The sequence below is a fragment of the Paenibacillus puldeungensis genome (assembly GCF_042678945.1).
GTDB classification, from domain to species: Bacteria; Bacillota; Bacilli; order Paenibacillales; family Paenibacillaceae; genus Fontibacillus; species Fontibacillus puldeungensis.
The window spans coordinates 170,477-196,541 of sequence record NZ_JBHTLM010000006.1 but is presented as its reverse complement, the minus strand read 5'-3'; the positions used below and the strand labels follow the sequence as shown (position 1 = coordinate 196,541).

The window sequence follows — 26,065 nt, the reverse complement described above, 5'->3', positions numbered from 1 at the left end:
CTCACACGACTCGCGCCTTTTTGTGTCTATTCTGTTTCCTCTGGTTATCCTGAAACTTGACTCGTATCATGGAGTTCATATTATCATCATCATTTATTTTGATTTGCCTTTCGCAGATCCGTAATGACATCGTAGTTAACGACCTTGTCGGAAATCCGCAGCCGCTTTGAGGCCTCTTCATGAAGGGGGCTAGCCTGCTCAACGCTTGTCAAAGACCGCGTCTTCAAATCATAGCAGCTCCCGTTCTCATATCGATAGTCGGAAGAAGGAATATAGTACAGCTTCCCATTCGTAAACGCTCCTGACCGAAGGACGACCAACCGGTCCGTAGCGGAGCCAGCGAACAGATTGTTACCCATCATGTAATATGGCGACGAAGGAATTCCAAGCAAATGCAGGATAGACGGTGCCAAATCGAGCTGCCCTGCAGGCTCGTCGTTGACCCCCTTAAGCTTTCCATCCGGAACGTGAACAAGCAGCGCCACCTGATTCATGATTTGATGCATGTCGAGATCAGATAACGTTTTGCCAAGGAATTTTTCATAGTCTGTTTTTCCCTTAATCGAGTTGTCGTGATCCCCGTAAAAACAAAAGATGGTGTTATCCCACAACCCGTCCTGCTTCAACCCTTCAACCAGTTCACCCAATGCGGCGTCTGCATAATGAATGGATTGCAAGTAATCCCCGAACATCGTACCTTCAAATTTCCCAACGTTAAGCTCTTGTACATTTTTTGGAAGCGAATATGGATGATGGCTGGATAATGTAATCAGAAATGAATAAAATGGCTGCTTCTCCTGCTTCATGTAATCCAAAGATTGTCGGAAAAATGACTTGTCCCCGAGCGACCAGCCGAGAGGTTCGTCCATGTGAAAGTCTTTTTTGCTGTAAAACCGTTCATAGCCCATCGCTTTGTACATGTTGTTCCGGTTCCAGAAACTCCCCTCATAGGCATGAAATGCACCGGTCCTGTATCCTGCTTGTTCCTTCAAAATATTCGGCAGCATATCGAAAGTATGATCGGCGTATCGAACGAATACCGAACCGACCTGCAGCGGATGCAGCGAGCTGTTTGAGGAGAAATCAGCATCCGATGTACGACCTTGACCGGTTTGGTGATAATAGTTTGGAAAGTACAGGCAGTCCTGCATTAGCTTATTGATGTTCGGTGTAATTTCCTGGCCTTCGATCAGTTTTCCAATCATGAAGTTCATAAACGCCTCAGCCTGTACCACAATAACGTTGCTCCCGGCATAGGCGCCATAGGTTTCGTTATGAACCTCGCGGTTTCCTTTGGATTGATCGAACCACTGCTGAATCTCTGCTTTTTCTTTAGCGGTTACCCCACTTTGGCCGCTTAAATGCTGCTTAATGTAACGGGAAGCATCATAATAATGGAAACCTAACAGCCCGGTTATGTTGTACAGGGAAACATTCCACCAGTTGTTTTCAAACAACCCGACCGCCCAGGTCTTGGTGTAGTAAGTAATTGGTCCCATTGTCAGAACGAAGCCAATAACAAAAGCAGCAGCGCCGGTTGAGAAACGTTTAAGCCAGCTGCGGCGAGAGCCCCTGCCTTTATTTTGAAACGAAAAGGCGGGTCCACTGTAGTATGCTGTTCTGGATTGACGGCGTCCACAAATGAACACTCCGATCTTTAGAATCAGCCAAGCTCCCCAATCGGCGATGAGCCACAGATCGTAGCCGTGAATCAGCGACTGTATGCTGTCTCCGAGCTCCCCGACTTGACCCGCCTGCAACAGTACCGGAACGGTAATGAAATCTCCAAAATAGCGATAATATACTAAGTCGGAGAAAATAAGCGCGGTAAGCAGTACGTTCAGTACCCCGAGTGCTATAGCCCGTCCGCGGCGCTGAAGCCACAGCGTCCAGAAGGAAACAAGAATGATGGAACCGATGGCGATGATATCGTCGAGCAGGTTCATATCGATATGTAGAGCATGCAGATGGCTGTGTAGCAGTACAAGTTTATAGAAGATGGCTAAAATAAACAGAATGTAAATCAAGTTGTGATTTTGCGACAGCTTCTTAACGCGTTCTGAGAGGCTGCCGCGTCTTGATGTCATTTGCAGCATAAAAGTTAACTCCTTTACTGAACGGGAGAAACCCCCTCAGCCATGGCTAATGCCGCGGCGGAAGGGGTCCCAAAAATTGAAGATATTGACATTCGATTCGCCCGTTAAACAGCTTGCGGCGTTTATCGGCTTTTCGGTGAAAATCATTCTCGAACTGTTTGGTTGGCGTGAGGGCGAAGAAGGACCATGTCGGAAGTCCGGCAGCTACCCGGCCCAGCTCTGAAATAAGTTTCCGGACATCTCTTTCTTCCCCGATTCGTTCCCCATATGGCGGATTCGTAATCATACATCCATAATCACCCTGGGGTCTGATTTTGATGGCGGGAAGACATTGAAACGTAATTTCTTTGGCTAACCCGGCGCTTTTGGCGGCGGCTTGGGCGATTTCAATAGCAGTAGGGTCAATATCGCTGCCAGCGATGTTTAGCGGGATGTCGTCACGCACCGCATCGAAGGCTTCCTCACGCGCCTGCTGCCAGAGATGCTCCGGTACGGCAGGCCAGCTCTCGGCGTTGAACGAACGGCGCAGTCCCGGCGCGATATTCCAGCCGATCATCGCCGCCTCGATCGGCAGCGTGCCCGAGCCGCAGCACGGGTCGTAGAAGGGTCTGGCCGGATTTTGGTTCCAGCGGCTGAGCAGGATCATCGCGGCGGCCATCGTTTCCTTTAGCGGAGCTTCGGTCGCATGCTTACGATAACCCCGCTTATGCAGCGCAGGTCCGGTCGTATCCAGCGTCAGCAACGCCTTATCGTCCAGCAGATTGATTTCAATGACGTAACGTGGGCCGGTCTCCTCGAACCATTCCGTGTTGTACGATTGTTTCAACTTTTCAACGATCGCCTTTTTGACGATCCCTTGACAGGCGGGAACGCTGCTTAGTTGAGATTTATGCGACCGGCCCTCGACAGGGAACTCGCCATGTGCAGGGATCCAGTTCTGCCAAGGCAGCGCTTTGGTCCCCTCGAACAGTTCGTCAAAGGTGACGGCGGTAAACTCACCCATTTTGATGAGAATACGGTCGGAGGTGCGGAGCCATAAATTGCACCGGCAAATATCGATCAAATCTCCGGTAAAGGTAACTCGTCCGTTCTCTACAACCGTATCGTTGTAGCCAAGATCTTTCAGTTCGCGCGCTACGACGGCTTCAAGGCCCATGGGTGCGGTTGCGATAAGGTGTAAGGGTCCTGCCATATTTCGTGTATCACTCCATTTTCATCTTATGTATACTTCGGGAAAGATCACTTCAAAAGGCTTACATATTCGAAGATCCCTTGTGAGAAAGGCGGAAAAACCATACAATTCAGTATAGGCCAATGTGCCGTAAGTTACAAACGATCATTTCATTAATAAATGAAAGGTGCGAAGTGCGAAATGCTAACGCCTGAACAATATGGAGATATGCTTTACGCTAAGGATGAAGTTCTCGAACGAGTGACACAGTCGATCCTCGACAGTGGACTTAAAGACGTGTCCATCGCTCCGGGATACGGACGGCTGCTAACTATGCTGGTTAAACTGTCCGGCGCAACAAGTGTACTGGAAATTGGAGCGCTTGGCGGTTATAGCGGTATTTGTCTGGCCCGGGGATTAGCGGATGCGGGGCGGCTTGTATCCTTGGAACTTAAGAAGGAGAACGCCGATCTGGCCCGGGAAAACTTAAATCAAGCAGGATTTGGCGAACTGGCGGAATATATGATTGGCCCTGCGCTAGACAGCCTGGAGAAACTCGCTGCTCGCGGGGAGCGGTTTGATTTCTTTTTTATCGATGCGGATAAAGAAAATTACCCGGCTTATCTCGAATATGCGATCAAGCTGGCGAATCCCGGAGCCCTCATCGCCGGAGACAACCTTTTACTGCGGGGCCGTACGCTTAACCCGGACAAGAACGGACCGTCGGTCATGGCGATGCGGCGGTTCAACGAGATGATCGCCCAGGACGAGCGGCTGATCAGCACGCTGCTGCCGGCCTATGACGGGTTGGCCTTGGCTATGGTGAAATCATCAGGTAAAATTTGAATTATTCTGCAGAATTGATCATGCTTGGGTCAACCGGAGGGCCGGTTGATCTTTTTTTTTGCATAAATTTGAATTAAAATGAATGAATATGATTGATAATGATTGTTTTTCGTCGTTTTTATGTTACGATATGATAAGTTAGGAGGGGAATTATGCTCACTGAAGCGAGATACCGCCAAATTATCCGCTGCTTGGAGGAAAAGGGCATTGCCAAAGTCACGGAGCTGGCCGATTGGCTGGGAGCATCCGAATCTACCGTGCGGCGGGATTTGATTGATTTGGAGGCGCAAAATAAGCTTAAAAGGATTCACGGCGGAGCCGTTTCGTTGAATCCCAAAGGCTTGGAGCCTGGCATTGAAGAGAAATCGAACAAGAACCTCGAGCAGAAAGAGCAGGTTGCCAAGCTAGCGGCGAGGCAGCTCCGTGATGGGGACTCTATCTATCTGGATGCCGGGACGACGACACTGGCGATGATTCCTTTTATTGAGGCGGATAATATAACGGTGGTGACGAACGGTTTGTCCCACATCGAGGCTCTGGTCAAGAGCCAAATCGAAAGCTATCTATTGGGCGGAAAGATGAAAATGCGCACCCGTGCCGTTGTAGGCAGTATGGCACTTCGAAATATTGAAAACTACAGGTTCGACAAATGTTTCCTAGGCGCGAACGGAATTCATCCCGATATGGGGTATACTACGCCTGATCCGGAGGAAGCGCTGATCAAACGCCGTGCCCATGAGCTGTCCGGTCAAACGTTCGTGCTTGCCGATTCCAGCAAAATCGGGGAAATTACATTCACAAAATTGTTTGATCTTCAGGAAGCGCAGCTTATCACGGAATCGGTGCCGGATCGCTTTCGCGAAGCCATATCCCGAAAAACTAACATGATCGAGGAGCATAAGAGATGATCTATACCGTAACACTAAATCCTTCCATTGATTTTATTGTAGAAGTCACAGATCTAAAGCTTGGAGGCTTGAACCGGATGAATCGGGATCTTAAGCTCCCCGGCGGGAAAGGAATTAACGTATCACGTATCTTGAGCCGACTTGGAGCGGAGAATACGGCAATCGGGTTCCTGGGCGGTTTTACCGGGCGGTACATTGAGCAATCTTTACAGCAGGAAGCTATTGTGACGGACTTTGTGCCGATTTCGGAAGATACAAGAATAAACATAAAACTTAAATCTGAAGAAGAGACAGAAATTAACGGGCTTGGTCCGAAAATATCTGATGCGGAAGCTGCGGCTCTTCTGCAAAAGCTGGCCTTGCTTCACAAGGGCGACATCGTTGTTTTGGCGGGAAGCGTACCTCCATCACTCGGAGCCGATTATTATGAAAAGTTAATCGGGGCATGCGAGCAGGCAGGTGCCGAATTCGCCATCGATACGACCGGGGAAGCGCTCCGCAATGCGCTAACGCATCGTCCGCTGCTCGTGAAGCCAAATCATCATGAGCTCGCCGAGCTATTCGGCGTTGTCATCGAGACGAGAGATCAGCTAATTACTTATGGCCGGCGGCTCCTTGAGGAGGGTGCTCAACATGTGCTTATTTCCATGGCCGGCGAAGGTGCGCTCTTCATTACCGCTGATGAGGTGTACCATGCGAATGTACCGTCCGGCAAGGTGCGGAATTCTGTTGGTGCCGGAGATTCGATGATTGCGGGATTTATCGGTACGTTCGTGCAGGAGGGAGATCCGTTGGAAGCGTTCCGTACAGGTGTTGCAGCGGGAAGCGCCACAGCTTTTTCCGACGATCTGGCTGAAAGGGAATTGATCGACAATTTGCGTTCTCAGGTAACTATTACGAAGTGGAGTTAATATGGAGCACTGTCAGACATCCAGTCTGGCAGTGTTTTTTTTGTATTGTACCGCAGGAAATATCAGGAAGGATTTTGAAGCATATTGTCGAAATAAGGAAAGTCTTCAAAATAAAAAGATAAAAGAGAGAGGGTACGAAATGAGAAAGGTGTTTATGCTTATCGCCGCGTTTAGCTTGCTATTTAGCTTTGGGCCAGCGACAGGTTGGGGGAGCGAGAAAGCTTTCGCGGAAGAATCGATGCCACAAATCAAGGACATCATTAATAAAGATACCATGTTGATGGACAATGGGGTTTTATGGTCACGAGTGTATGGATTATATGAAGGAGGTCTGACCCGCACTCCCGCTAATCTGGTTTCTGGAACGGACAACACTGAGTCCAGCGGTGGCTTAGGTATAACTAAAGATGGCAAGCTTATGGAATGGGACATCTTTACTCCTCCAATTGCGGTGGAGGGCCAAACGGGAATAAAGCAGGTTTCAGGAAAAAACTGGTTAAAAAACGATGGAACCGTTTGGAGTAAGCGGGGGAAATACAAAAATCTTGATAGTATAGAGATGATCGCGTACGGAGACAAAATGCTTGCAGCCTTGTCTAGTAACGGACAACTTCTCTTTGAGGATCGTTACAAACTGGGAGTATTCAAAAAGCTGGGAACCATCTCAGATGTCGCTTCCGTTAAGGCTATTGCGGCTTATGAGGATGGAGCCGCTGTGCTTTACAATAGCGGTAAAGTTGTCCTGTACCAAACCTTTGAGTTTGATGATAATGGCAACATTATACCGTTTACAGTTGCTGACGATGCAGTACATATTGCTTTTGCCGCAAGCACAGCCGAGCATCCTACTAAAGCGTTAGTCGTTACACGTAAAGATGGATCTGTTTGGACAACGGGGAACTATAAAGACCGGGTCAAGCTGACAAAACAGATGTCAGGCCTTAGTCAAATCGTAAAAACAGCGGGACTCAAGAACTTGGAGCATTTCTATGCACAGCGCAGCGACGGTAGTTGGCTTCTATACAATGAAGGGGAAGTATCCCCTGTCGATGTTCCAAGTGTTAGCAGCATTTCATTGGCAATATCTGATAAGAAGCCTTATGTTGGAGACAGCTTAGAAATAGACATTCAGGAGACTTATACGAACGGGGCCAAAATTAAGGTGCCTGCTGGTCAGTCCGATTTCCAGATTGAAAAGCCGCAATTGCTTCGGCTGCAGCCAGATGGAAAAGTAAAGGTGCTTGGAGTCGGTGAAACGAAGATTACCGTTTCTTCCAGCGGCAAATCAGAATCTGTAACGATATCGGCGAGTCTCCACAACAATCTTAAGTTTTCTAAGCTGGTGAATGGCGTCGTTTATTTGCCCGCTAACCCTGTGTTTCAAGCAATAGGCGGAACCGTCACTTCACTGGGTGGGGGAATCGACGTGAAGCTAGGCGAAACTTCACTTTCGGTACGACCGAAGGATTCACATGGAGTGCTAAACGGAGAAACAATTCAGCTTAAAGCTGCGCCCACTATGGATAAAGGGAGTTTACTTATTCCAGCTTCGCTGTTAACGGATGTCTTAGGGGCAAATGTACAGTGGGATAATAAGTGGAAGCAAGCGAATATATCCTTCGGGGCTGCCCATATGGCCGTTGTTTCTTCCGAAACAGCTTCTTTGATCAAGAAAGCAGCACAAGGGAACTTAGCTAAATTTATTGGGAGATCGTACTGGGTCAATTATTTTCAGGATTGGACACGTTTCTCGAAAGTCACAGTGACCGATATAGTGCCTGAAGATTCTGGGGATTTCGTTATTGAATTTAAGACTGGCTCAGGTAAAACACTAAAAAGTTATGCGATGACCTCATCTAGTGTTTCGCAATTGTTCAGTGATCGTTCTTCCTTCTTTAATTTTGATCCTTATAAGAAATATAAGTGGTCTGCAGCTACTTGGAATCAAATTAAAGCAGGGCATATTTCCATGGGGATGACGAAGGAACAGGTTCAACTCTCTTGGGGAGATCCTTCAGGAAGAAGCACGACGATGGAGAGTGGACAAACGATCGAAACATGGGTTTATGCGAATTTTGATATCGTTGGTTTCATTAACGGAAAAGTGGCAGTTATACTATCTTAATCAGATTAAGATGGAAATGTGCGGATCAAATATGAATTGATAAAAAGCGGAACGATAAAGTATAATGTTTCGGTGCAATGCAAGACTTGTCCAAAAAATTTGCATCTAGAAGGAAACGTGAGTAAGTAATGACGAACCGTCCATTAAATAAGTCTGTCAATTTTGTAGAAGCACTATCGATTGTAATTGGCGTGATCATCGGGTCAGGTATTTTCCTGAAGCCCGGGATTGTTTTGAATAATGCCGGATCGCCTTGGATGAGTATTCTGGCCTGGGTGGCCGGGGGTATCATCACCTTGGCTTCTGCCTTATCCGTTGCTGAAATTGCTTCTGCTATTCCAAAATCCGGAGGTTTATATACCTACCTAGGCGAACTTTACGGTGACATCTTTGGATTTTTGCTCGGATGGGTGCAGACGATTATTTCTTATCCCGCATCAGTAGGGGCATTAGCCATCGCCTTTGCTTCTTATTCCGGCTATTTCCTTCCGATGAACGGACTGCAGCAGAAGCTACTTGCTGTAGCGATTTTAGCTTTTATATTGATCATGAACGTCATTGCTACCAAGTATGGAGGCATTATTCAAACCTTAGCCACGGTCGGAAAGTTGATTCCGGTAATTGGTATCATAGGCTTCGGTCTCTTCTCCGGGGATGCTCCTGGATTCTCAGGAATTCATGCGGCAGCGACCGGCGCTGGATTTGGTGTAGCGGTACTTGGGACACTGTGGGCTTATGACGGCTGGATCGGTGTGACCAATATGGCAGGCGAAATTAAAAATCCTGCTCAAACGCTGCCTAAGGTGATTTCGATCGGGGTTATTTTTGTAATATGCGTCTATGTGCTATTTAACATCGCCATTTTTAAAGTATTGTCTTTTGAGGCGATTGTTAGTTCCAAAGCTCCGGGTGCAGATGCTGCCAACGCCTTGTTCGGTAGCGGCGGTGGTGTGTTCATAACGGCTGGTATTATCGTGTCTGTGCTTGGTGCGTTAAACGGCTACCTGATGACCGCAGCTCGGGTTCCTCAAGCCATGGCGGAACGAGGCCAAATTCCTTTTTCGAGGGTGTTTGGTAAAATTCATCCGAAGTTTGGAACGCCAGCAAACGCTTTGATTTTTCAAGGGGCTTTGGCGGTGATCTATATTTTCTCCGGCACGTTTGATACGTTAACGGATTTGCTGATTTTTGTTTTGTGGATTTTCTTCACGATGGGCGTCCTTGGCGTGTTTCTGCTGCGCCGTAAATTTCCTGCCGCAAAGGGACAGTACCGGGTACCCTTGTATCCCATTACACCGCTAATCGGGGTGGTGGGTGGAGGATATATCTTGGTCAGCACTATTATCAGCAACCCGGTGCAATCCTTCATCGGCATTGGCATTACGCTTATAGGTCTTCCCCTTTACTTCTATATGAATCGAAAGACGGCGTAAACGCTATGATTTTCTATAGAGCTCGTTTTCATATGCTTTGCGGGATGAATAATTGATAGAAATGAACATCTTGCCACTCACCGAATTTCAGGCCGACTTCCTTAAAGCAGCCGATATAGGAGAATCCGAACTTCTCGTGCAGTTTCCGGCTTGCTTCATTGCCACCGACCACGCCGCTGATCACCGTGTGGAAGCCAAGCTCTCTGGACCGTTTCAGGATTTCTTCTGTCAGAGCCGACCCAATGCCTTGGCCGCGAAATGCGGGAGCTAGATAAACAGACAGCTCAGCGGAATCGTTGTAAGCCGGTTTGGCTCGAAACGGGCTAAGGCAGCTGTAGCCGGCTACTTTCCCCTGAAGCTCCGCAACGATCAGTGGGTATCGGCCTCCATATTTATGAAACCAGGCCGCGCGCTCTTCCATCGTCTGGGCTTTTAAATCAAAGGTGGCTGTGGAATTCAGCACGGATTCGTTGTAAATATCGAGCATTTCAGGCAAGTCCTCTAGTTCGGCTTCTCTTAGTTTAATCATTTCTACTCCTCCTGCCATAAAAATCAAGTCCCATGATATTATCATATCACTGGGACTTTTGTATAACCATGATAATTCAGCTTCGTTTTCCTTGTTGAACAGTCCTTTTTTCTGTGAAAGCAAATCTATGATATGATAATCAGCAAAATAAGAATACCGAAAGAGGAACTTGACTCATGACCCAAAGACTCTATTATGATTCTTCCTATTTAACCGAGTGGCAAACCCACGTCAGCCAGACGCTGGAGCGTGAGGATGGCCTTTATGTGATTCTGGAAAAGACGGCCTTTTATCCGCACGGGGGCGGACAGCCTTGCGATGAAGGAACGATTCAAGGGATTGCCGTACTGGATGTTATCGATGAAAATGATGAAGTGCTGCACAAAGTCGAGCGTTTTCCGGAAGAGCCGGAGGTTAATTGCGTAATTAACTGGAACCGCAGGTTTGATCATATGCAGCAGCATAGCGGTCAACACCTTCTCTCCGCCGTATGCCGAGATCTTTATCGAGCGATGACTGTAAGCTTCCACCTCGGTAACGATTATTGCACGATCGATGTGGATAAGCCGGAACTGACCCAGGACCAACTCAGTGCCATCGAAATAGATGCAAACCGCCACATATATTTGAATCACCCGATTCTAAGCTATTTTGTGTCTGGGGAGGAGGCGGCAAAGCTGCCGCTGGTGAAACCGCCCAAAGTAACGGATCACATTCGCATTGTCGAAATGAAGGACGTGGAATACAACGGCTGCGGCGGGACGCACGTCTCGGCCACGGGTGAAATCGGCATCATCAAGCTGCTCAAAACCGAAAAGCAAAAAGGAAACGTCCGAATTTACTTTAAATGCGGCAAACGTGCGCTGGTCGAATTTAGTGAAGATGAGCGGATTTTAGGGCTTTTAACGTCCAAATTTAAAGTTGGAAAAGAAGGTATTCTGGAGCGTATTGAGAAGTGGGAATCCGAACAACAGCAGTTGCAGGCAGAACTGTCGAGACTTAAGGAACGAAACAACGAATTTATCGCACGGGAGCTGCTCACGCAGCAAGAAGGAAGCCTGATCGCTCATGTCTTTACAGATTTACTACTGAAAGATGCGCAAAATTTGGCCGCAAAGCTCACCGCTGAAACCAATGGTTTCGTGGTTTTGGCGACTGAAGCGGATTGCAAAGTGCTTTTGGCGCATAGCGGAAGTACCCCCGTTTCCTGCGGCGTTTTCTTTAAACAGCATCTTGGGGAATTCCGCGGCAAAGGTGGGGGCAGCGATAAGCAGGCTCAAGCCGGATTTGCTTCTTGGGAAGATGCGCTTGCTTTTTATGAATTTGCGAAACAGACTCTCCCTTTATAAAACCGTTGTGCTTTGAACGGGAAAAAGCAGCCAAAGCAGGCGCTTGAAGACGCAGCCAAGCAGATTACGGAGAAGATCGGACAGTACAATTCGACTGTCATGTAGATTATGACTAATAACTGGAAAAAACAGGCAGGTTAGGTGAATCAGGGATAAGCTGATGTAAGCGGAAGGCCGGGTAAACGCCCGGCCTTTTTGTGCATAGCGTGCCCAGAGGCACGCATCTTCTAATCGGTGAAAATCCGGTCGCGGGAGGGGCCAAGCCCCCGCGTAGCTAGGATACTTGCGTATGGCGAAATCTGTACGTAAAAGCGTATCGACGAAAGTACCCGTCAGAGACGGGGCGAGCAACATACCAGGCCGTAACATCAAGTGAATCCTGCCGCGTCGTCAAAAAGGCCTTGCAAGAGGGAAGAGAGGAAGCCGAGTCCCGTGTGCATGGACGAAGGCCACGGAAGCTGCTTAGAACTTGGAGCGGCAGCGAAGAATCCTCCGGCGTAGAGGGAGCGGCATGGTATGAAAGAGGATGCAGTGAACTGGGGAGACCCTCCCCTGCACGAATTTTTTTTTTGATACTCGTAAAGAGGCGTTCTATAAGCCAAAGGTGAAGTGAGCGGCCTGCAGGAAGGGAGTCCGAGGGGCTCATACTACCGAGGAACGTAGGACAACACAACCTGCGGGAGGGAAGGAGCCCTGCTTTGTTCATGCTTTTCAAGGAGGTACGAGTCAGTGAATGCCCAACGGCTAACGACACCAAAGGAAAACGTTCAAGAATTCCAAGAGAAGCTAGGTCATGCGGCCAAGGAAAACAAGAAGCGAAGATTTCACGCGTTGTATGACAAGGTCTATCGGCTAGACATTCTGTGGGAGGCCTGGCGAAGGGTACGAGCCAACAAAGGCTCAGCCGGAATCGACGGGGAGACATTAGCAGACATTGAGGAGCAAGGAGAAATTGACTTTATCATGAACTGCCATCGTCGGCTCAAGGAAGGGAAGTATCATCCGCAACCCGTAAAACGCCAGTACATCCCAAAGAAGGACGGAAAACAGCGACCATTAGGCATTCCCACGGTCAGAGACCGTGTCATACAGATGGCAACCAAGCTAGTCATTGAACCCATCTTCGAAGCAGATTTTCAAGAAACGTCCTTCGGCTTCAGGCCAAAGAGAAGTGCGAAGCAAGCGCTGGAACGTATTCGGAAAGCATGCAATCGCAAGGGAAACTGGGTGGTTGACGTCGACATCCAAGGCTACTTCGACAACATCAACCAAGAGAAGCTCATGAAGCTGGTGGAAATGCGAATCAGCGACAGGCGAATTCTAAAATTGGTACGAAAGTGGCTAGGTGCGGGAGTCATGGAGGAAGGTAAGGTCAGGCGCTCAGATCTAGGTACACCGCAAGGGGGAGTGATTTCTCCGTTGCTTGCGAACATCTACCTGAATTACTTTGACCTCCTGTGGGAACGACATGGCAGCAAGGTTGGAGAACTAACACGTTATGCAGATGATTTTGTGGTTATCTGCAAAACAAAGAAGGATGCAGAGCGGGCATATGAACTCATAAGAGCGATTATGGAACGACTGGAGTTAATCCTTCACCCAACGAAAACGCGCATCGTCGGACTTTGGACAGGGGAAGAAGGCTTCGACTTCTTAGGAATGCACCACCGAAAGACAAAGGCTGAAACGTCTAAAGGTCAGGTGTACCATACAACCCAGCAATGGTTGTGCCGTAAGGCGGAGGAACGGATAAGAGAAGTGGTGAAAAAGCAGCTAGCTCCACCAAAGATGCGCCACAAATCAATTCAGGAGCATGTAGATTACCTAAACCCTAAAATTCAGGGATGGCGTAACTACTACTTCACAGCTTGCAGCCAAAGAAAGATGGCAAAACTGGACTGGTACATCCTGATCCGACTCGCAAGATGGTACGCTAAGAAACGTCAACGAGCTGGATGGATGAGCTCGTTGCGTGAAGTGAAATCACTATCCATACAATATGGACTCAAAACGCTTTTGTAAACTGCACGCACATGAATGACGAACATCGGAAAGCCGTATGAGGGAAAACCTCACGTACGGTTTGATGAGGAGGGGCTGAAAAAAAAAAAAAAGTTTCAGCCCTTCACTCTAGCTAGAATTTAATTGCATTTAGTACATTTAAAAGATCGCCTTAGTGGCAGTATTGAGCATTTAAATGTATATAGTGCAGCTAAAAGGAACGAAACAACCCTGGCAAACCAAATTGGCCCAATATGAATGTATTTTTTACAACTAAAATTCAAAAATAACCATTTCAGCCAGAAATAAATGTACTAAATACATTTAGTGATGGATGGTGCGCATCGGGAATCGTGGACATGAGTATTCTCGCTCGTTGACCTACTACTCCCCTGCCCTACTTGCCAACCGCAACCTTCGGGTTCGCATAAAGCTTCCACCGCACCCACATCGTGTTGACCAGCAGCATAATGCCAGAAATGATAAACAGCCCTTCGATGCCGATGAACCCGGACAAGAAGCCGCCGATCAGGGAGCCGAGCATATTTCCAAGTGCCAGCGTGCTGCTGTTGAAGCCGAATGCCCGGCTTTCCATACCGTCCGGCGTATAGAAGCGAATGAGCGCGTTGACGCTGGGCAGCAGTCCGCCCATAAACACGCCCATCAGAAATCGGATGGCTATAAGCTGCCAGACGGTTTGCACGAACGCTTGCGGGATCAGCGTTGCCGACGCCCCAATGAGACAAAACGTAAGGACACGATGTGCGCCAACCTTATCGCTGACCCGGCCCAGTATCGGGGAAGTCACCATGTTGGAGATTCCGGTTACGGCGCTGACAAACCCGGCCCAGAAAGTCACATTGGCTGCTACGCCATGCAGTTTTTCCACATACAAAGGCAGCAGCGACATTGGGCTAAGCATAGCAAATTGCAGCAGAAACGTTACGGCAAACAAAGCGGTAAGCTGCGGTGTTTTGTTTAACTCGAGAAAGCCCTGCAGCACGGAAATTTGCGGGGCGTGGGCGGCCTCCTCCCGGTCGAACTTCTCACGTACAAACAACAAGGCAAGGAGGGAAGCAGTAAACAGCAAACTCCCCGTAATGTAAAAGATCGGCCGAAATCCCACCCAATCTGCCATAAGCCCACCGATCAATGGACCGAGTATCGTTCCGGCCACATTGCCGGATTGGATCGTTCCCATAGCAAAGCCCATCCGTTCTTTCGGTGCTGTACCCGAAATCAGCGACACAGAAGCAGGGTTAAAGCCGGAAATTGTACCATTAAGCAGCCGCAAGGCGAGCAGATGCCAAGGCTGTGTGGCGAAGCCCATCATCGTTATAACTATGGCCATCCCGAAGCCGGAGCGAAGTAGCATGATTTTACGCCCGTACTTATCGGACAACTTCCCCCAAATCGGCTGAAAAATAAAGGAGGTTGCAAAGTTAGCCGCAAAAATCGAACCTGCCCAAAGTCCGATCGCTTGCTCACCGTGAACACCCAGGTCTCTCGCCAGGTATAGAGATAGAAATGGGGTTATCATGGTCATTCCAGCGTTCACTAAAAAACTGCCGAACCAAAGCACGATGAGATTTACTTTCCAGGTCTTCACGGTGCTTTCACTTCCTTTCCGCGCGGAAATCTAGTTGTTGTAAACAAAGTTCTATTAGTATACCACATTGTGGAATAATCGCTTCGGGAGCAATGTCATATGATTGTCATTCGTTTGCCCATTGTGATAGTTGTTACTTACAATCAAAAAGGGCATAATGTAAATTAGAATGTTTATAGTGTAGGTTTAGGCTAGCACTATTGAAGAATTGGGGGAAAATGGATTGGCTTATAATGATCTCTTTATCCGCGCCTGCAAACGACAGGAAGTGGAACGTATCCCTGTTTGGTACATGCGCCAGGCGGGCAGATATGATCCTGATTATCGGAAGATCAAAGAAAAGTACAGCCTGCTAGAGATTTGCCGGCAGCCGGAACTGGCCGCCGAAATTACGATGATGCCCGTCCGCAAGCTAGGGGTGGATGCGGCCATTTTGTATTCCGATATTATGAATCCGGTTGCTTCCCTCGGCGTCGAATTCGACATCGTCAAGAACATCGGACCGGTCATTGAGCATCCGCTTCGTACCGCGGCCGACATTGACCGTTTAAAACCGATTGATGTAGAAAGCGATCTCTCACATATACTGGAAACGATTTCTATCTTGGACCGAGAGCTTGACGTTCCGCTGATTACATTTGCAGGGGCGCCGTTTACAATCGCCAGCTACTTAATCGAAGGACGACCGTCCAAAAGCTATATCCGTACCAAATCGATGATGTATGGCGAGCCCGAGCTGTGGTTTAAGCTCATGGACAAGCTAGGCGACATGGTTATCGCTTATTTGCGAGCCCATGTAAAAAGCGGCGGCAAGGCGTTTCAACTGTTTGACAGCTGGGTTGGCACACTCGCTCCGAAAGATTTTGAAAAATATGTACTTCCGACGATTACCCGTATTTTTGCCGAACTTCACGATTTGGATGTACCGAAAATTTATTTCCCTGGAGTCAGCTCCGGAGAGCTTCTCGGGTCTCTAATCCATATTGAGGCCGATTGTATCGGACTAGACTGGCGGGTGTCGATTCAAGAAGGCCGCCGCCGTACGGCCGATCGTTATACGATGCAGGGCAATCTGGATCCATATGTCCTCACTGCACCGATGGAGATCATCAAGCAGCAGGCGAAGGAAATCATCGATGAGGGGATCGAGTCGCCGGGATTTATTTTTAACCTGGGACATGGCCTGTTTCCAGAAGCGTCGATAGATAAGCTCAAGGAATTGACGGAGTTTGTTCACAGCTATTCGGAAGAAGCTATCGTCCGAAAAGCCATATTGAATACGAAGTAGTGAGGTGAATCAGATTGGATCAATCAAAGACCGGCGTACTGGTCATGTCTTATGGCACACCGGAAAGCCTGGATCAAATAGAGTCTTACTATACCCATATACGCCGCGGACATCCACCAACGGAGCAGCAGCTTAAGGAGTTGGTCGGCCGCTATGAAGCCATCGTGGGCGGAGTGTTTCCGCTTCGGGCCAATACCGACAACCAGGTGGCAGCGCTTCAGGAAACATTGGATCGTCTGAAGGGGGAAGGTACACCCGATTTCAAGTGTTACCAAGGCCTAAAACATGCCTATCCTTTTATCGAAGACGGCGTTGCCGAAATGGCCAAGGATGGAATTACCGAAGCGATTGGAATTGTACTCGCACCCCATTACTCCGTCATGAGCATCGGCGGATACATTAAACGGGCGGAAGCCAAGGCGCAGGAAGTCGGCATCTCTATGAGATTTGTACATAGCTACCATTTGCATCCGAAGCTTATCGAGGCCTTGGCGAACAGAGTATCCCGTAAGCTCGACCAGTTTGTAGAGGCTGGCGCAAACCGAGATCAAGTTAGGGTATTATTCAGCGCACACAGCTTACCGGAAAAAATACTGCAAATGGGCGATCCCTATCAGGAACAGCTGCTGGAAACGTCTAAAGCAGTTGCCGAGAAATGCGGGATTACGTCCTGGCAGTTTACATGGCAAAGCGCGGGGCGAACCGCCGAGCCGTGGCTTGGACCGGACATTCTCGATACCTTGAAGGATTTAAGCCAGGAGCAGGTGGAGGATGTACTTGTCGCTCCGGTAGGTTTTGTGTCCGATCATTTAGAGGTTTTGTACGATTTGGACATTGAAGCCAAGAAGATTGCCAAGGAACTAGATATGCGACTGGAACGTATTGACTCCTTGAACACGGATCCACTTTATATGGAGACGCTTAGTGATGCTGTTATGAAAACTTGGGAAAAGAGATGAAGAAGCATGGGAAATTCTTTTCGTAAGGTTGTCATCATCGGCGGGGGACTGACCGGGCTTAGCACGGCTTTTTACATCCGTAAGTTTTACCGGGAAAAGGGTCTGGAGCCGAAAATAACGATTCTGGAGCAAGGCTGGGCGATGGGTGGGAAAATTGATACCCTGCGCCGCGACAATTTCGTGATCGAAAAGGGCCCGGACTCCTTCCTTGCCCGGAAAACAGCGATGATCGATCTGGCTCGCGAACTGGGCTTGGACGAAGAATTGGTACAAATGAATCCGAATGCCAAGAAAACGTATATTGTGAACGGCGGGCAGCTTCATCCGATGCCGTCCGGACTGGTGTTGGGCATCCCGACCGAATTGGAGCCGTTCCTGGAAAGCGGCCTCGTGTCTGTAAGCGGTAAGGCCAGGGCTATGATGGATTTTGTGCTTCCTCCTAGAATGAGTGAGGAGGACGAATCTTTGGGGGCTTTCATCGAACGGCGACTGGGTGCTGAGGTGCTGGAAAATATGACCGAGCCGCTGCTGGCCGGGATTTATGCGGGCGATACGTATAAGCTGAGCCTGAAATCGACGTTTCCACAGTTTGCAGAGCTTGAACGGACTTATGGCAGCTTAATCAAAGGAATGATGACGGGCAAGCAGCCGAAGGAAACGCACACCGGAACAAAGCGCAGCGCGTTTCTCACTTTTCGCAATGGACTGCAAAGCCTCATTGACGGGCTCGTTCAAGAGCTTGGGGATGTTGATCAGCGCCTAAATAGTGAAGTTTCGGACATTCGCCGAACTGGAGAGGAAGCTTATGAAATCGCGCTATCCTCAGGCGAGGTGCTGCCAGCGGACGACGTTGTTGTCACAGTACCTGCTTTTACCGCGGCCGGGCTTCTCAGACCGCACGTTGATGTGAGTGCGCTGGATGCGATCAATTATGTGTCGGTAGCGAACGTTGTTCTGGCTTTTGACAGACAGGATGTCACCGGCAAATTCGACGGTTCAGGTTTCCTCGTTCCGCGGAAGGAAGGGCTGAATATCACGGCCTGCACCTGGACCGGCATTAAGTGGTTGCATACGAGTCCAGATGACAAAATGCTCCTGCGTTGTTACGTGGGCCGCTCGGGAAATGAAGAGAACGTATTTCTATCTGACGAGGCATTGACCGAGCTAGTGCTAAAGGACCTCAACAAACTGATGAATATTACTGCACGGCCGCTATTTTCGGAAATTACCCGTCTGCCCAAATCGATGCCGCAATACCCGGTTGGTCATTTAGAGCAAATTGCTGCGCTGCGCGGGCAAATGGAGTCTAAAGTACCAAATGTTTATGCTACCGGAGCGGCTTTTGAAGGCGTCGGTTTGCCGGATTGCATTAAGCAAGCCAAGGAATTAGCCGAGCGAATGGCATCTAAGTTCGAAGTTGCACATGCGTAAGGAGTAACAAAACTCTTCATCATCTACTAGGCCCCTTTCCTGAAAATAGGCGAGGGGTTCTATTTATTTCCGGATACCTGATATAATAAAATCAATACGGTTCAAATAAAGCTTTAAAAGGAGTCCGTAATGTATCCACCAAGATCTGAAAAATCAAAAAAACGAAAGCAGGAAAAACAACGGCGGCTTAACCGCATTTGGTTAATGGTGAACTTAACGCTTATCACTTTGATCATTGTGCTGGGGGCCTACTTTTATTTAGGAGAGCGAACGCAGCAGGGCAGTCCGGTGAAAAGTCCATCCGGGGTACAGACGAATCCTAGTGGTGTTACGAATGGGCAAGGAGGACAAAATACGGGGCTAACATCCCCCGAAGGACAGCCGGAAAACGAGAACGAAGCTGGTGATAACCTCCTGACGGGGGATGGTGTAGCGGAGGCGGAGCAGAACCCGGATGAGCTTGATCTGGTTAACGAGCCAGGGTCACCCATCGGCGGAGTCCGTGATGATGAGCTGCTGATTCATTTTGCAGGCGATACGATCTTTTCGAGCAAAGTTGCCGAGAAGCTGGAGAAAGCTGGGTATGATTATCCATATAAATATGTACAAAATTTGTTTCAAAAAGATGACCTAACCGTACTGAATTTGGAGACTCCGGTGACGAAGGGCGGCCAGGCGGCTAAGAACAAACAGTTTGTTTTCAAGTCGTCGCCGAAGGCGCTCGCTTCGATGGAGATGGCTGGAGTCGATGCAGTGAATTTAGCGAATAACCATATTTTGGACCATGGCATTTCAGGCCTTCGGGACACCATAAAATATTTAAATCAGTACAAAATCGTTCATGCCGGAGCGGGAAATAACAGCAAGGACGCCTATGCTCCAGCATATATCGAACGCAAAGGCATCCGAATTGCCTTGTTTGGTTTTAGTCGTGTTATGCCTGAGCCAAGTTGGGCAGCCGGAAAAACACAAGCCGGTGTCGCTTCGGTATATCAACCTGATCTTGCCGTAAAAGCGATAAAGGCAGCTCGTAAAAATGCCGATGTGGTGCTGGTCGTTACCCATTGGGGAAAAGAACGTGTTACTGTGCTGGAGAAGCATCAGAAAGATTTGGCCCACTCCTTTATCGATGCGGGAGCAGATTTGGTCATCGGCGGGCATCCCCACGTCCTTCAAGGGTTGGAGAATTATAAAGGGAAGTGGATTGCTTACAGTACAGGCAACTTCATTTTCACAAAGTCGAAGGATCCAAAGACATGGGAAACAGCTATTTTTGCGGTAAAATGCACTCGTAAAGGAGCATGTACGATGCAGCTGATCCCTTACCGCACAGAGCTGGGACAGCCGGTTCCGATGAATAAGCAGGAGGGGAGCAAGTTGCTGAGGGAAGTGCAAAGCTATTCTCCGGGCGTGAAGATTGGAAGCAATGGAGAAGTATTATCGTTGGGTGCGAAAAAGACAGGCAGATTTGGTTCATTTCCCACTGAGCAGCGTATAGCAGCGTTTACGGAGTAGCACGAAAGAAGGGGGCAGAAGATGCAAAATCCTTGTGTGGCTCACCGCGGTTTTTCCGGAATTGCGCCGGAGAATACGATGGCCGCGATCAAACTGGCGATGGAGCAGCCTGATGTCCATTGGGTGGAAGTCGATGTGCAGCTGTCAAAGGATGGAGTTCCTCTGTTGATCCATGATTTCACGCTAAATCGGACAACGAACGGCCGGGGACCGGTGAAGCAGAAAACGTGGGCGGAGCTGCAGAAATTGGATGCCGGAAGCTGGAAATCGAAAGATTTTAAGGGAGAACGCCTGATTAGCCTGGACGAATTTCTTGACATGATCGCCGGGCGGATGCGGGCTAATATCGAGATCAAGACGGAAGGCAATCTATACCCCTGCATTGAGGAAAAAGTGATCTCCGCAGTCAAAAAACGCCACATGGAACACGAGGTTGTGCTGACCTCCTTTGAACCACGCATCCTGGCGAAGGTTAACGAAATCGGACGCGGTATTCGTACCGGACTTATCATCGACGGCAACCCGAAGGATTTGCTTCTTCGTTTGCAACTGCTGAACTGTTCTTTTCTCTCCATTCGCTATAAGTCTCTGACGGCGGATCTCGTCTCCAAGACGATTCGTCGCGGAATTGAAATTATGGCTTGGACGATGGATGATGTTAAATCACTGCGGCGTACCGCTGCGCTTCACAAGGATATTCTACTCTGCACGAACCGGCCCGATATTTGGCGCAAAGCGATGGCGGAGTCGTAATAGAAACTATCTCTGGGGGAAACGTGAATGATGAATAAAATGGTGGCAAATGTATATTGCGTCGGTAGAAATTACCGGCAGCATGCCAAAGAGCTCGGGAACGATGTGCCAACCGAGCCGATGATTTTTCTAAAGCCGTCTCACGCTGTTCTGGCGATGGACGGAAAAGGAATTAAGCTGCCTGAAGAGCGGGGCGAGGTGCATTATGAGACCGAGCTTGTACTGCGTATTGGACGCCCCTATCAACCGGGGATGAGTGTGGACGAGCTTGTGGATGTTATCGCGTTTGGCATCGATTTTACACTGAGAGATGTACAGAACGAGCTGAAAAAGAAGGGGCATCCATGGACTGCGGCCAAGGGTTTTCTCGGTTCAGCTCCGATGACGCCGTATATTGCGTTTCCGGGTGAAGCTGAGGTGGCAAAAGAGGACTTCCTGCTTCGGATAAACGGAGAAATGGTGCAGCGCGGCAATGTCAGCAACATGATCTTCTCGCTGCAAACCATTGTAGAATACATTGCGGAGCACTATGGTCTTGGCGAAGGTGATTTGATTTTTACAGGAACGCCGGAGGGGGTTGGCCCGGTATATGCGGGAGACAAACTGGAGCTTATTTATGGTTCACAGGTGCTGGGTAGCTGCATAATCGAGTCTGGCCCATCCCGAGTATGATGATGGATTGGATTGTGGGGGCGCTTTGCGCCCTGCTTGTGTCTGCGGCCGCCTACACGAAGCGTTCGCTTTCTTTTTCAGGAATGCTGGCTGCAATCGTCATGGGAACGGTGTATTATGGGGCAGGGAATTTGTTTTGGTTCGGCATTTTACTTCTGTTCTTCGTCAGTTCATCGGTTTTCTCTCATTTTCGTGGGGACCGCAAAGAAGAACTGGAGAAATCGTATGCGAAAAGCGGGAAAAGAGATGCCGGACAGGTGCTCGCTAACGGTGGGCTCGGGATGCTGGCCTGCCTCGGAAACTGGTTATGGCCGCACGCCGATTGGAGTTATTTTTTCGTTGGTACAATGGCTGCGGTAACGGCGGATACATGGGCCACGGAATGGGGTGGGCTTAGTAAAAAACCACCACGCTCAGTACTGAACGGCAAAAAGATTCCGCCAGGAACTTCTGGAGGGGTAACCTTCCTGGGCAGCTCTGCGGCGCTCATCGGCGCTGCCATCATCGGCGGGGCCGCATGGCTGCTGCTGCATTGGACGGGGCCGAATACAGGTTTACCCAACCTGCCGCTTTGGAAGTGGATTTTGGTTGGTGGTCTTTCCGGATTTGCCGGGGCATTTGCCGATTCCTTCCTGGGAGCAACGCTTCAACGGATGAACCGCTGCCCGGTTTGCGGCAAGAGCGTTGAGGTGACTGCCCACTGCGGGCGTCCTACTGAACGGCTGCGGGGACTAGAATGGATGAGCAACGATATGGTGAATTTGCTGAGTTCCTTAGCTGCCGGGGGGCTTGCGATTGGAATTGCAATGATTATGTAAAGTAGGGGTCCTGAATGAATATATTAACAGTAGAACATATCACGAAGAGCTACGGAGAGAAAGTGCTGTTTCAGGACGTTTCTTTCGGTATGGAAGAAAATGATAAGATCGGCGTCATCGGTGTGAATGGAACGGGTAAATCAACATTTCTACGGGTGATCGCCGGTATGGAGCAAGCCGATGAGGGGAAAATCGCCGTTAACCGCGGAGTACGGGTAACATTTCTCGCCCAGAACCCGGAATATGATCCCAACATAACGGTTCTGCGTGGTGTATTTCAAGGGAGCGAGCCGAAGCTCCAAGTCGTATCGGCCTATATGGAGGCCGAGGAACTGCTGGAGCATAAACCTGGCGACGCGAAACTGCAGGCCGAAGTGACCCGACTTGCCCAGGAGATGGACAAGCAGGATGCGTGGGGGCTGGAGAGCGAAGCGAAGAGCGTACTGTCCAAATTAGGCATAACGGATTTCAACCAGAGTATGGGGAGTTTATCCGGAGGTCAGCGTAAACGGGTAGCGCTCGCTTCCGCGCTGATTGTTCCTTGCGAGCTGCTCATTATGGACGAACCAACGAACCATATTGACAATGACACCGTCACTTGGCTGGAGACATTTTTGCAGCGGCGGCGCGGGGCGCTTCTCCTGATTACACATGATCGGTATTTCCTGGACCGCGTGTGCGGTGTCATGCTGGAGCTGGATCACGGAAGGTTGTTCCGCTATGAAGCGAACTACAGTAGATTCCTTGAGCTGAAGAGCGAACGCGAGGAGAGGGAGGCTGCGTCCGAGCAGAAACGGCAAAACCTGCTGCGCACGGAGCTTGCCTGGATTCGCCGCGGAGCCAAAGCACGCTCAACGAAGCAGAAAGCGCGAATTGAACGCTTTGAGAAGCTGCAGGCTGCCAAAACCGAATACAAAAGCGATTCACTGGATATTTCGGTCGCATCAACTCGTCTTGGCCGCAAGATTGTGGAGATTGAAGGCTTGCGTAAATCGGTGGAAGATCGGCTGCTCATTGGGGATTTAACTTATACGGCGGTTCCAGGTGATCGAGTCGGCATCGTTGGACCTAACGGGAGCGGCAAATCGACCTTGCTGAACATGATCGCGGGTCGAATACAGCCGGATGAAGGCGAAATCGTTATCGGTCAGACGGTGAAGCTGGGTTATTTTACCCAGGAGCATCAAGAGATGGACGGAAGCCAGCGGGTGATTGAGTATATCAAGGAGGAGGCGGAAGTGGTCACCACGGCTGATGGTACGCGGATAACCGCTGCTCAAATGCTGGAGCGCTTCTTGTTTCCTCCGGCCATGCAGTGGACTCCGATCGCAAAGCTGTCGGGCGGTGAGAAGCGGCGGCTGTACTTGCTTCGCGTATTGATGGGGGCCCCAAACGTCCTCCTGCTGGACGAACCAACGAACGATCTCGACATTCAGACGTTGACCGTGCTGGAGGCGTATTTGGATGAGTTTCCCGGCGCTGTGTTTGCCGTATCCCATGATCGTTACTTTCTGGACCGAACCGTGGATAAAATTATGGCCTTTGAAGGCGGCGGGGTCGTGGCCGTTCATGTTGGCGACTATAGTGACTATGAGGAGCGGGTGCAAGGAAGCGCTGGTGGTTCAGAGGAAATAGGCCGCAGCAAAGCAGGGGAGACGGCTAAGTCCAAGGCATCCGCCGCGGATTCGGTTCAAAATGCAGCAGGAGACAGCAGCAGAAATATGTCCCGAAACGAAAAATTGAAGTTCAGCTATAACGAGCAGAGGGAGTACGAAGCCATAGATGGCATGGTAGAAGCGGCGGAGCAGCAGCTTGCCAAAATCACCGCAGAGATGGAGACTGCAGCTAGCGACGCTGTCCGTCTGCAGGAGCTGATGCAGAAGCAGCAGGCTGCCGAAGCCGAGCTGGAGCGGCTGATGGAGCGTTGGGCATACTTGAATGAGCTGGCGGAGAAAATTGAAGCCCAGCGGAATTCATAATTCAATAAGTATTTTCTAAAGGGAGCTGATGTTCAGCTCCTTTTTATCATCATTTCATCAAATCTCTACATGTTGGAAATCAAAATTTCCAAAAATATGATATAATACATCATAGTGCATATTGGGGACGACAGAAATAGCCTAAAAAAGTTTATCTGGATCAGCCAAACTCTTCTATGGAAGGGTCTTTATTTTTTTCTAAAAGATACAACGACACCAATGAAAAAGAAGTGATGATGTGATTAGTGGACAACAACTAAGCGACAGGACTCATAAGTTTCTGAACAAGCACTTTTCCGGGGAATCCGTTGATTATCACCAGATTATCTCTTTAACATTCCCGGTTTTGATCGACCAGGCGTTTATCATTCTCCTCAATCTTATCAATACAGCGATGATCAGTTCATCGGGGGTTGCCGCCGTCAGTGCGGTCAATATGGTTGATGCCCTTAACATTTTCCTCGTCAACGTGTTTGTCGCGGTTGCCACCGGCGGAACAGTTGTAGTGGCTCAGTATAAAGGCAGTCGGAACGACCAAATGGTATCCAAGGCGGCAGCGGGGTCGGTTTCGTCTGTTTTTCTGCTATCGGTATTTATCAGTTTGTTCGTGATCGTATTACATAATCCAACCTTAAAGCTGCTGTTTGGTTCAGCGGAAGCCGATGTTTACAACAATGCTCGGACCTATTTGATTGGCAGCGGCATATCATTTTGCGGGATTGCGATCGTTCAGGCTGTAAGCGGGGTACTTCGTGGGATCGGGAAAACGAGGGCTTCACTCGCGCTCTCGCTGATTTTAAACTTCACTTACGTGCTCTTAAACTTCGTTTTGATCAATGTGGCGCATATGGGAATTCTCGGCATGACCATCTCGATTAATATCGCCCGATATTTGGGGGCAGCCTGTGCGATTTATTATTTGGTGAAGATGGAAACATCCCTGCATTTTCGGATTCGGGAAACCCTTCGCGTGAAGTGGTCTATGCTGAAAAAAATTATGTTCATCGGCGTGCCGTTTGCCGCGGAGCAGCTCTTTTTTAACGGTGGGAAATTGCTCACGCAAACGTTTATCGTAGGTTTGGGCACGTATGCGATTGCTACCAATGCGATCAGCGCTTCGATTGCCGGCGTTTTTCAGATTCCGGCGAACGCGCTGTCGATTACGATCGTAACAGTTGTCGGGCAGTGCATTGGACGAAATGAAATCGATGACGCCAAAAAGTTTATCCGTTCCTTTATATGGCTCGCTTCATTTTCCTTCGTTGTCATGGGAATTTTGATCATGCCTTTTTTCTATCCGCTCGTTTCATTATTTGCTCCTCCGGCCGAAATTGTAGACGACATCTTCTGGATTGTGCTCATTAACACTTTGATGCAAATCCCGCTTTGGCCAATCAGCTTCATTACTCCATCGGGGCTGCGGGCTGCGGGAGACGCGAAGTTCACATCTATTGTGGCAATGTTGTCCATGTGGCTGTTTCGTGTGGTGTTAGGTTACATCCTCGGGGTAGTGTTCCCGTTTGGCATATTAGGCGTATGGCTGGCAATGGATTTCGAATGGGGCATAAGAGGAGCTATTTTTATCAAGCGATATTTCGGCAAAAAATGGTACCAGCATCGTTTGGTGGAATAAGCAGATTTTCATACTGGCAAAATGATAAGCGGCCTTCAA

General features: G+C 49.1%; 20 protein-coding genes. 16 read left to right on the top strand and 4 right to left on the bottom strand.

Annotated features, from left to right (window positions below):
• Positions 1-89 precede the first annotated feature (89 nt).
• Together ACFQ3W_RS10880 and ACFQ3W_RS10875 are read right to left on the bottom strand one after the other, a co-directional pair.
• On the bottom strand, positions 90-2,096 hold the full coding sequence (locus tag ACFQ3W_RS10880) for an LTA synthase family protein (protein ID WP_379319246.1): 2,007 nt from the start codon (positions 2,094-2,096) through the stop codon (positions 90-92).
• 46 nt (positions 2,097-2,142) lie between these two features.
• Positions 2,143-3,288: a THUMP domain-containing class I SAM-dependent RNA methyltransferase gene (locus ACFQ3W_RS10875; protein ID WP_379319245.1), complete on the bottom strand. Its 1,146-nt coding sequence runs from the start codon at positions 3,286-3,288 to the stop codon at positions 2,143-2,145.
• A 180-nt stretch (positions 3,289-3,468) separates the two neighbouring features.
• Between ACFQ3W_RS10875 and ACFQ3W_RS10870 the strand changes: the two genes are divergently transcribed.
• From ACFQ3W_RS10870 to ACFQ3W_RS10850, 5 genes are all read left to right on the top strand, one after another.
• Positions 3,469-4,113 (top strand): O-methyltransferase, encoded by a 645-nt coding sequence (locus tag ACFQ3W_RS10870; protein WP_379319244.1) that lies wholly within the window; start codon positions 3,469-3,471, stop codon positions 4,111-4,113.
• A 152-nt stretch (positions 4,114-4,265) separates the two neighbouring features.
• Positions 4,266-5,021, top strand: a complete 756-nt coding sequence (locus ACFQ3W_RS10865; RefSeq protein ID WP_379319243.1) for a DeoR/GlpR family DNA-binding transcription regulator — start codon at positions 4,266-4,268, stop codon at positions 5,019-5,021.
• A complete protein-coding gene (pfkB, locus tag ACFQ3W_RS10860; RefSeq protein ID WP_379319242.1) occupies positions 5,018-5,932 on the top strand; it encodes a 1-phosphofructokinase in 915 nt (304 codons plus the stop codon). Before ACFQ3W_RS10865 ends, pfkB begins: the two co-directional genes overlap by 4 nt.
• A 139-nt stretch (positions 5,933-6,071) precedes the next feature.
• Positions 6,072-8,057: a copper amine oxidase N-terminal domain-containing protein gene (locus ACFQ3W_RS10855; RefSeq protein WP_379319241.1), complete on the top strand. Its 1,986-nt coding sequence runs from the start codon at positions 6,072-6,074 to the stop codon at positions 8,055-8,057.
• A gap of 128 nt (positions 8,058-8,185) precedes the next feature.
• The gene (locus ACFQ3W_RS10850) at positions 8,186-9,490 is read left to right on the top strand and encodes an APC family permease (protein WP_379319240.1); all 1,305 of its coding nucleotides are present in this window, start codon (positions 8,186-8,188) and stop codon (positions 9,488-9,490) included.
• 28 nt (positions 9,491-9,518) lie between these two features.
• Here the strand turns inward: ACFQ3W_RS10850 and ACFQ3W_RS10845 are convergent, their stop codons facing one another.
• Positions 9,519-10,019 carry a GNAT family N-acetyltransferase gene (locus tag ACFQ3W_RS10845; protein WP_379319239.1) on the bottom strand — a complete coding sequence of 167 codons (501 nt, stop codon included), beginning with the start codon at positions 10,017-10,019 and terminating at the stop codon, positions 9,519-9,521.
• A gap of 176 nt (positions 10,020-10,195) precedes the next feature.
• Between ACFQ3W_RS10845 and ACFQ3W_RS10840 the strand changes: the two genes are divergently transcribed.
• Positions 10,196-11,368 (top strand): alanyl-tRNA editing protein, encoded by a 1,173-nt coding sequence (locus ACFQ3W_RS10840; RefSeq protein ID WP_379319238.1) that lies wholly within the window; start codon positions 10,196-10,198, stop codon positions 11,366-11,368.
• Between the two features lie 729 nt (positions 11,369-12,097).
• The gene (gene ltrA / locus ACFQ3W_RS10835; protein ID WP_379319237.1) at positions 12,098-13,390 is read left to right on the top strand and encodes a group II intron reverse transcriptase/maturase; all 1,293 of its coding nucleotides are present in this window, start codon (positions 12,098-12,100) and stop codon (positions 13,388-13,390) included.
• A gap of 376 nt (positions 13,391-13,766) precedes the next feature.
• On the opposite strand, the gene ACFQ3W_RS10830 is transcribed toward ltrA, so the two are convergent.
• Positions 13,767-14,978, bottom strand: a complete 1,212-nt coding sequence (locus tag ACFQ3W_RS10830; protein WP_379319236.1) for an MFS transporter — start codon at positions 14,976-14,978, stop codon at positions 13,767-13,769.
• Positions 14,979-15,201: 223 nt separating this feature from the next.
• Between ACFQ3W_RS10830 and hemE the strand changes: the two genes are divergently transcribed.
• From hemE to ACFQ3W_RS10785, 9 genes are all read left to right on the top strand, one after another.
• Positions 15,202-16,266 carry a uroporphyrinogen decarboxylase gene (hemE, locus tag ACFQ3W_RS10825; protein WP_379319235.1) on the top strand — a complete coding sequence of 355 codons (1,065 nt, stop codon included), beginning with the start codon at positions 15,202-15,204 and terminating at the stop codon, positions 16,264-16,266.
• A 14-nt stretch (positions 16,267-16,280) separates the two neighbouring features.
• The gene (gene hemH, locus ACFQ3W_RS10820) at positions 16,281-17,225 is read left to right on the top strand and encodes a ferrochelatase (RefSeq protein ID WP_379319234.1); all 945 of its coding nucleotides are present in this window, start codon (positions 16,281-16,283) and stop codon (positions 17,223-17,225) included.
• 6 nt (positions 17,226-17,231) lie between these two features.
• Entirely contained in the window at positions 17,232-18,656 is a 1,425-nt protein-coding gene (hemY, locus tag ACFQ3W_RS10815) for a protoporphyrinogen oxidase (protein ID WP_379319233.1), read from the top strand.
• A gap of 129 nt (positions 18,657-18,785) precedes the next feature.
• Positions 18,786-20,171, top strand: a complete 1,386-nt coding sequence (locus ACFQ3W_RS10810; protein WP_449290207.1) for a CapA family protein — start codon at positions 18,786-18,788, stop codon at positions 20,169-20,171.
• Between the two features lie 21 nt (positions 20,172-20,192).
• Positions 20,193-20,924 carry a glycerophosphodiester phosphodiesterase gene (locus ACFQ3W_RS10805; protein WP_379319231.1) on the top strand — a complete coding sequence of 244 codons (732 nt, stop codon included), beginning with the start codon at positions 20,193-20,195 and terminating at the stop codon, positions 20,922-20,924.
• A 30-nt stretch (positions 20,925-20,954) separates the two neighbouring features.
• Positions 20,955-21,596 (top strand): fumarylacetoacetate hydrolase family protein, encoded by a 642-nt coding sequence (locus ACFQ3W_RS10800; protein WP_379319337.1) that lies wholly within the window; start codon positions 20,955-20,957, stop codon positions 21,594-21,596.
• Between the two features lie 2 nt (positions 21,597-21,598).
• The gene (locus tag ACFQ3W_RS10795; protein WP_379319336.1) at positions 21,599-22,414 is read left to right on the top strand and encodes a DUF92 domain-containing protein; all 816 of its coding nucleotides are present in this window, start codon (positions 21,599-21,601) and stop codon (positions 22,412-22,414) included.
• A gap of 14 nt (positions 22,415-22,428) precedes the next feature.
• Positions 22,429-24,393: an ABC-F family ATP-binding cassette domain-containing protein gene (locus tag ACFQ3W_RS10790; protein ID WP_379319230.1), complete on the top strand. Its 1,965-nt coding sequence runs from the start codon at positions 22,429-22,431 to the stop codon at positions 24,391-24,393.
• 241 nt (positions 24,394-24,634) lie between these two features.
• Positions 24,635-26,026 (top strand): MATE family efflux transporter, encoded by a 1,392-nt coding sequence (locus tag ACFQ3W_RS10785; RefSeq protein WP_379319335.1) that lies wholly within the window; start codon positions 24,635-24,637, stop codon positions 26,024-26,026.
• Positions 26,027-26,065: the final 39 nt, after the last annotated feature.

Coding starts and splice junctions, on each gene's coding strand:
- ACFQ3W_RS10880 (WP_379319246.1), bottom strand. CDS start 2,096: ATGCTGCAAATGACATCAAGACGCGGCAGCCTCTCAGAACGCGTTAAG.
- ACFQ3W_RS10875 (WP_379319245.1), bottom strand. CDS start 3,288: ATGGCAGGACCCTTACACCTTATCGCAACCGCACCCATGGGCCTTGAA.
- ACFQ3W_RS10870 (WP_379319244.1), top strand. CDS start 3,469: ATGCTAACGCCTGAACAATATGGAGATATGCTTTACGCTAAGGATGAA.
- ACFQ3W_RS10865 (WP_379319243.1), top strand. CDS start 4,266: ATGCTCACTGAAGCGAGATACCGCCAAATTATCCGCTGCTTGGAGGAA.
- pfkB (WP_379319242.1), top strand. CDS start 5,018: ATGATCTATACCGTAACACTAAATCCTTCCATTGATTTTATTGTAGAA.
- ACFQ3W_RS10855 (WP_379319241.1), top strand. CDS start 6,072: ATGAGAAAGGTGTTTATGCTTATCGCCGCGTTTAGCTTGCTATTTAGC.
- ACFQ3W_RS10850 (WP_379319240.1), top strand. CDS start 8,186: ATGACGAACCGTCCATTAAATAAGTCTGTCAATTTTGTAGAAGCACTA.
- ACFQ3W_RS10845 (WP_379319239.1), bottom strand. CDS start 10,019: ATGATTAAACTAAGAGAAGCCGAACTAGAGGACTTGCCTGAAATGCTC.
- ACFQ3W_RS10840 (WP_379319238.1), top strand. CDS start 10,196: ATGACCCAAAGACTCTATTATGATTCTTCCTATTTAACCGAGTGGCAA.
- hemY (WP_379319233.1), top strand. CDS start 17,232: ATGGGAAATTCTTTTCGTAAGGTTGTCATCATCGGCGGGGGACTGACC.
- ACFQ3W_RS10810 (WP_449290207.1), top strand. CDS start 18,786: ATGTATCCACCAAGATCTGAAAAATCAAAAAAACGAAAGCAGGAAAAA.
- ACFQ3W_RS10805 (WP_379319231.1), top strand. CDS start 20,193: ATGCAAAATCCTTGTGTGGCTCACCGCGGTTTTTCCGGAATTGCGCCG.
- ACFQ3W_RS10800 (WP_379319337.1), top strand. CDS start 20,955: ATGAATAAAATGGTGGCAAATGTATATTGCGTCGGTAGAAATTACCGG.
- ACFQ3W_RS10795 (WP_379319336.1), top strand. CDS start 21,599: ATGGATTGGATTGTGGGGGCGCTTTGCGCCCTGCTTGTGTCTGCGGCC.
- ACFQ3W_RS10790 (WP_379319230.1), top strand. CDS start 22,429: ATGAATATATTAACAGTAGAACATATCACGAAGAGCTACGGAGAGAAA.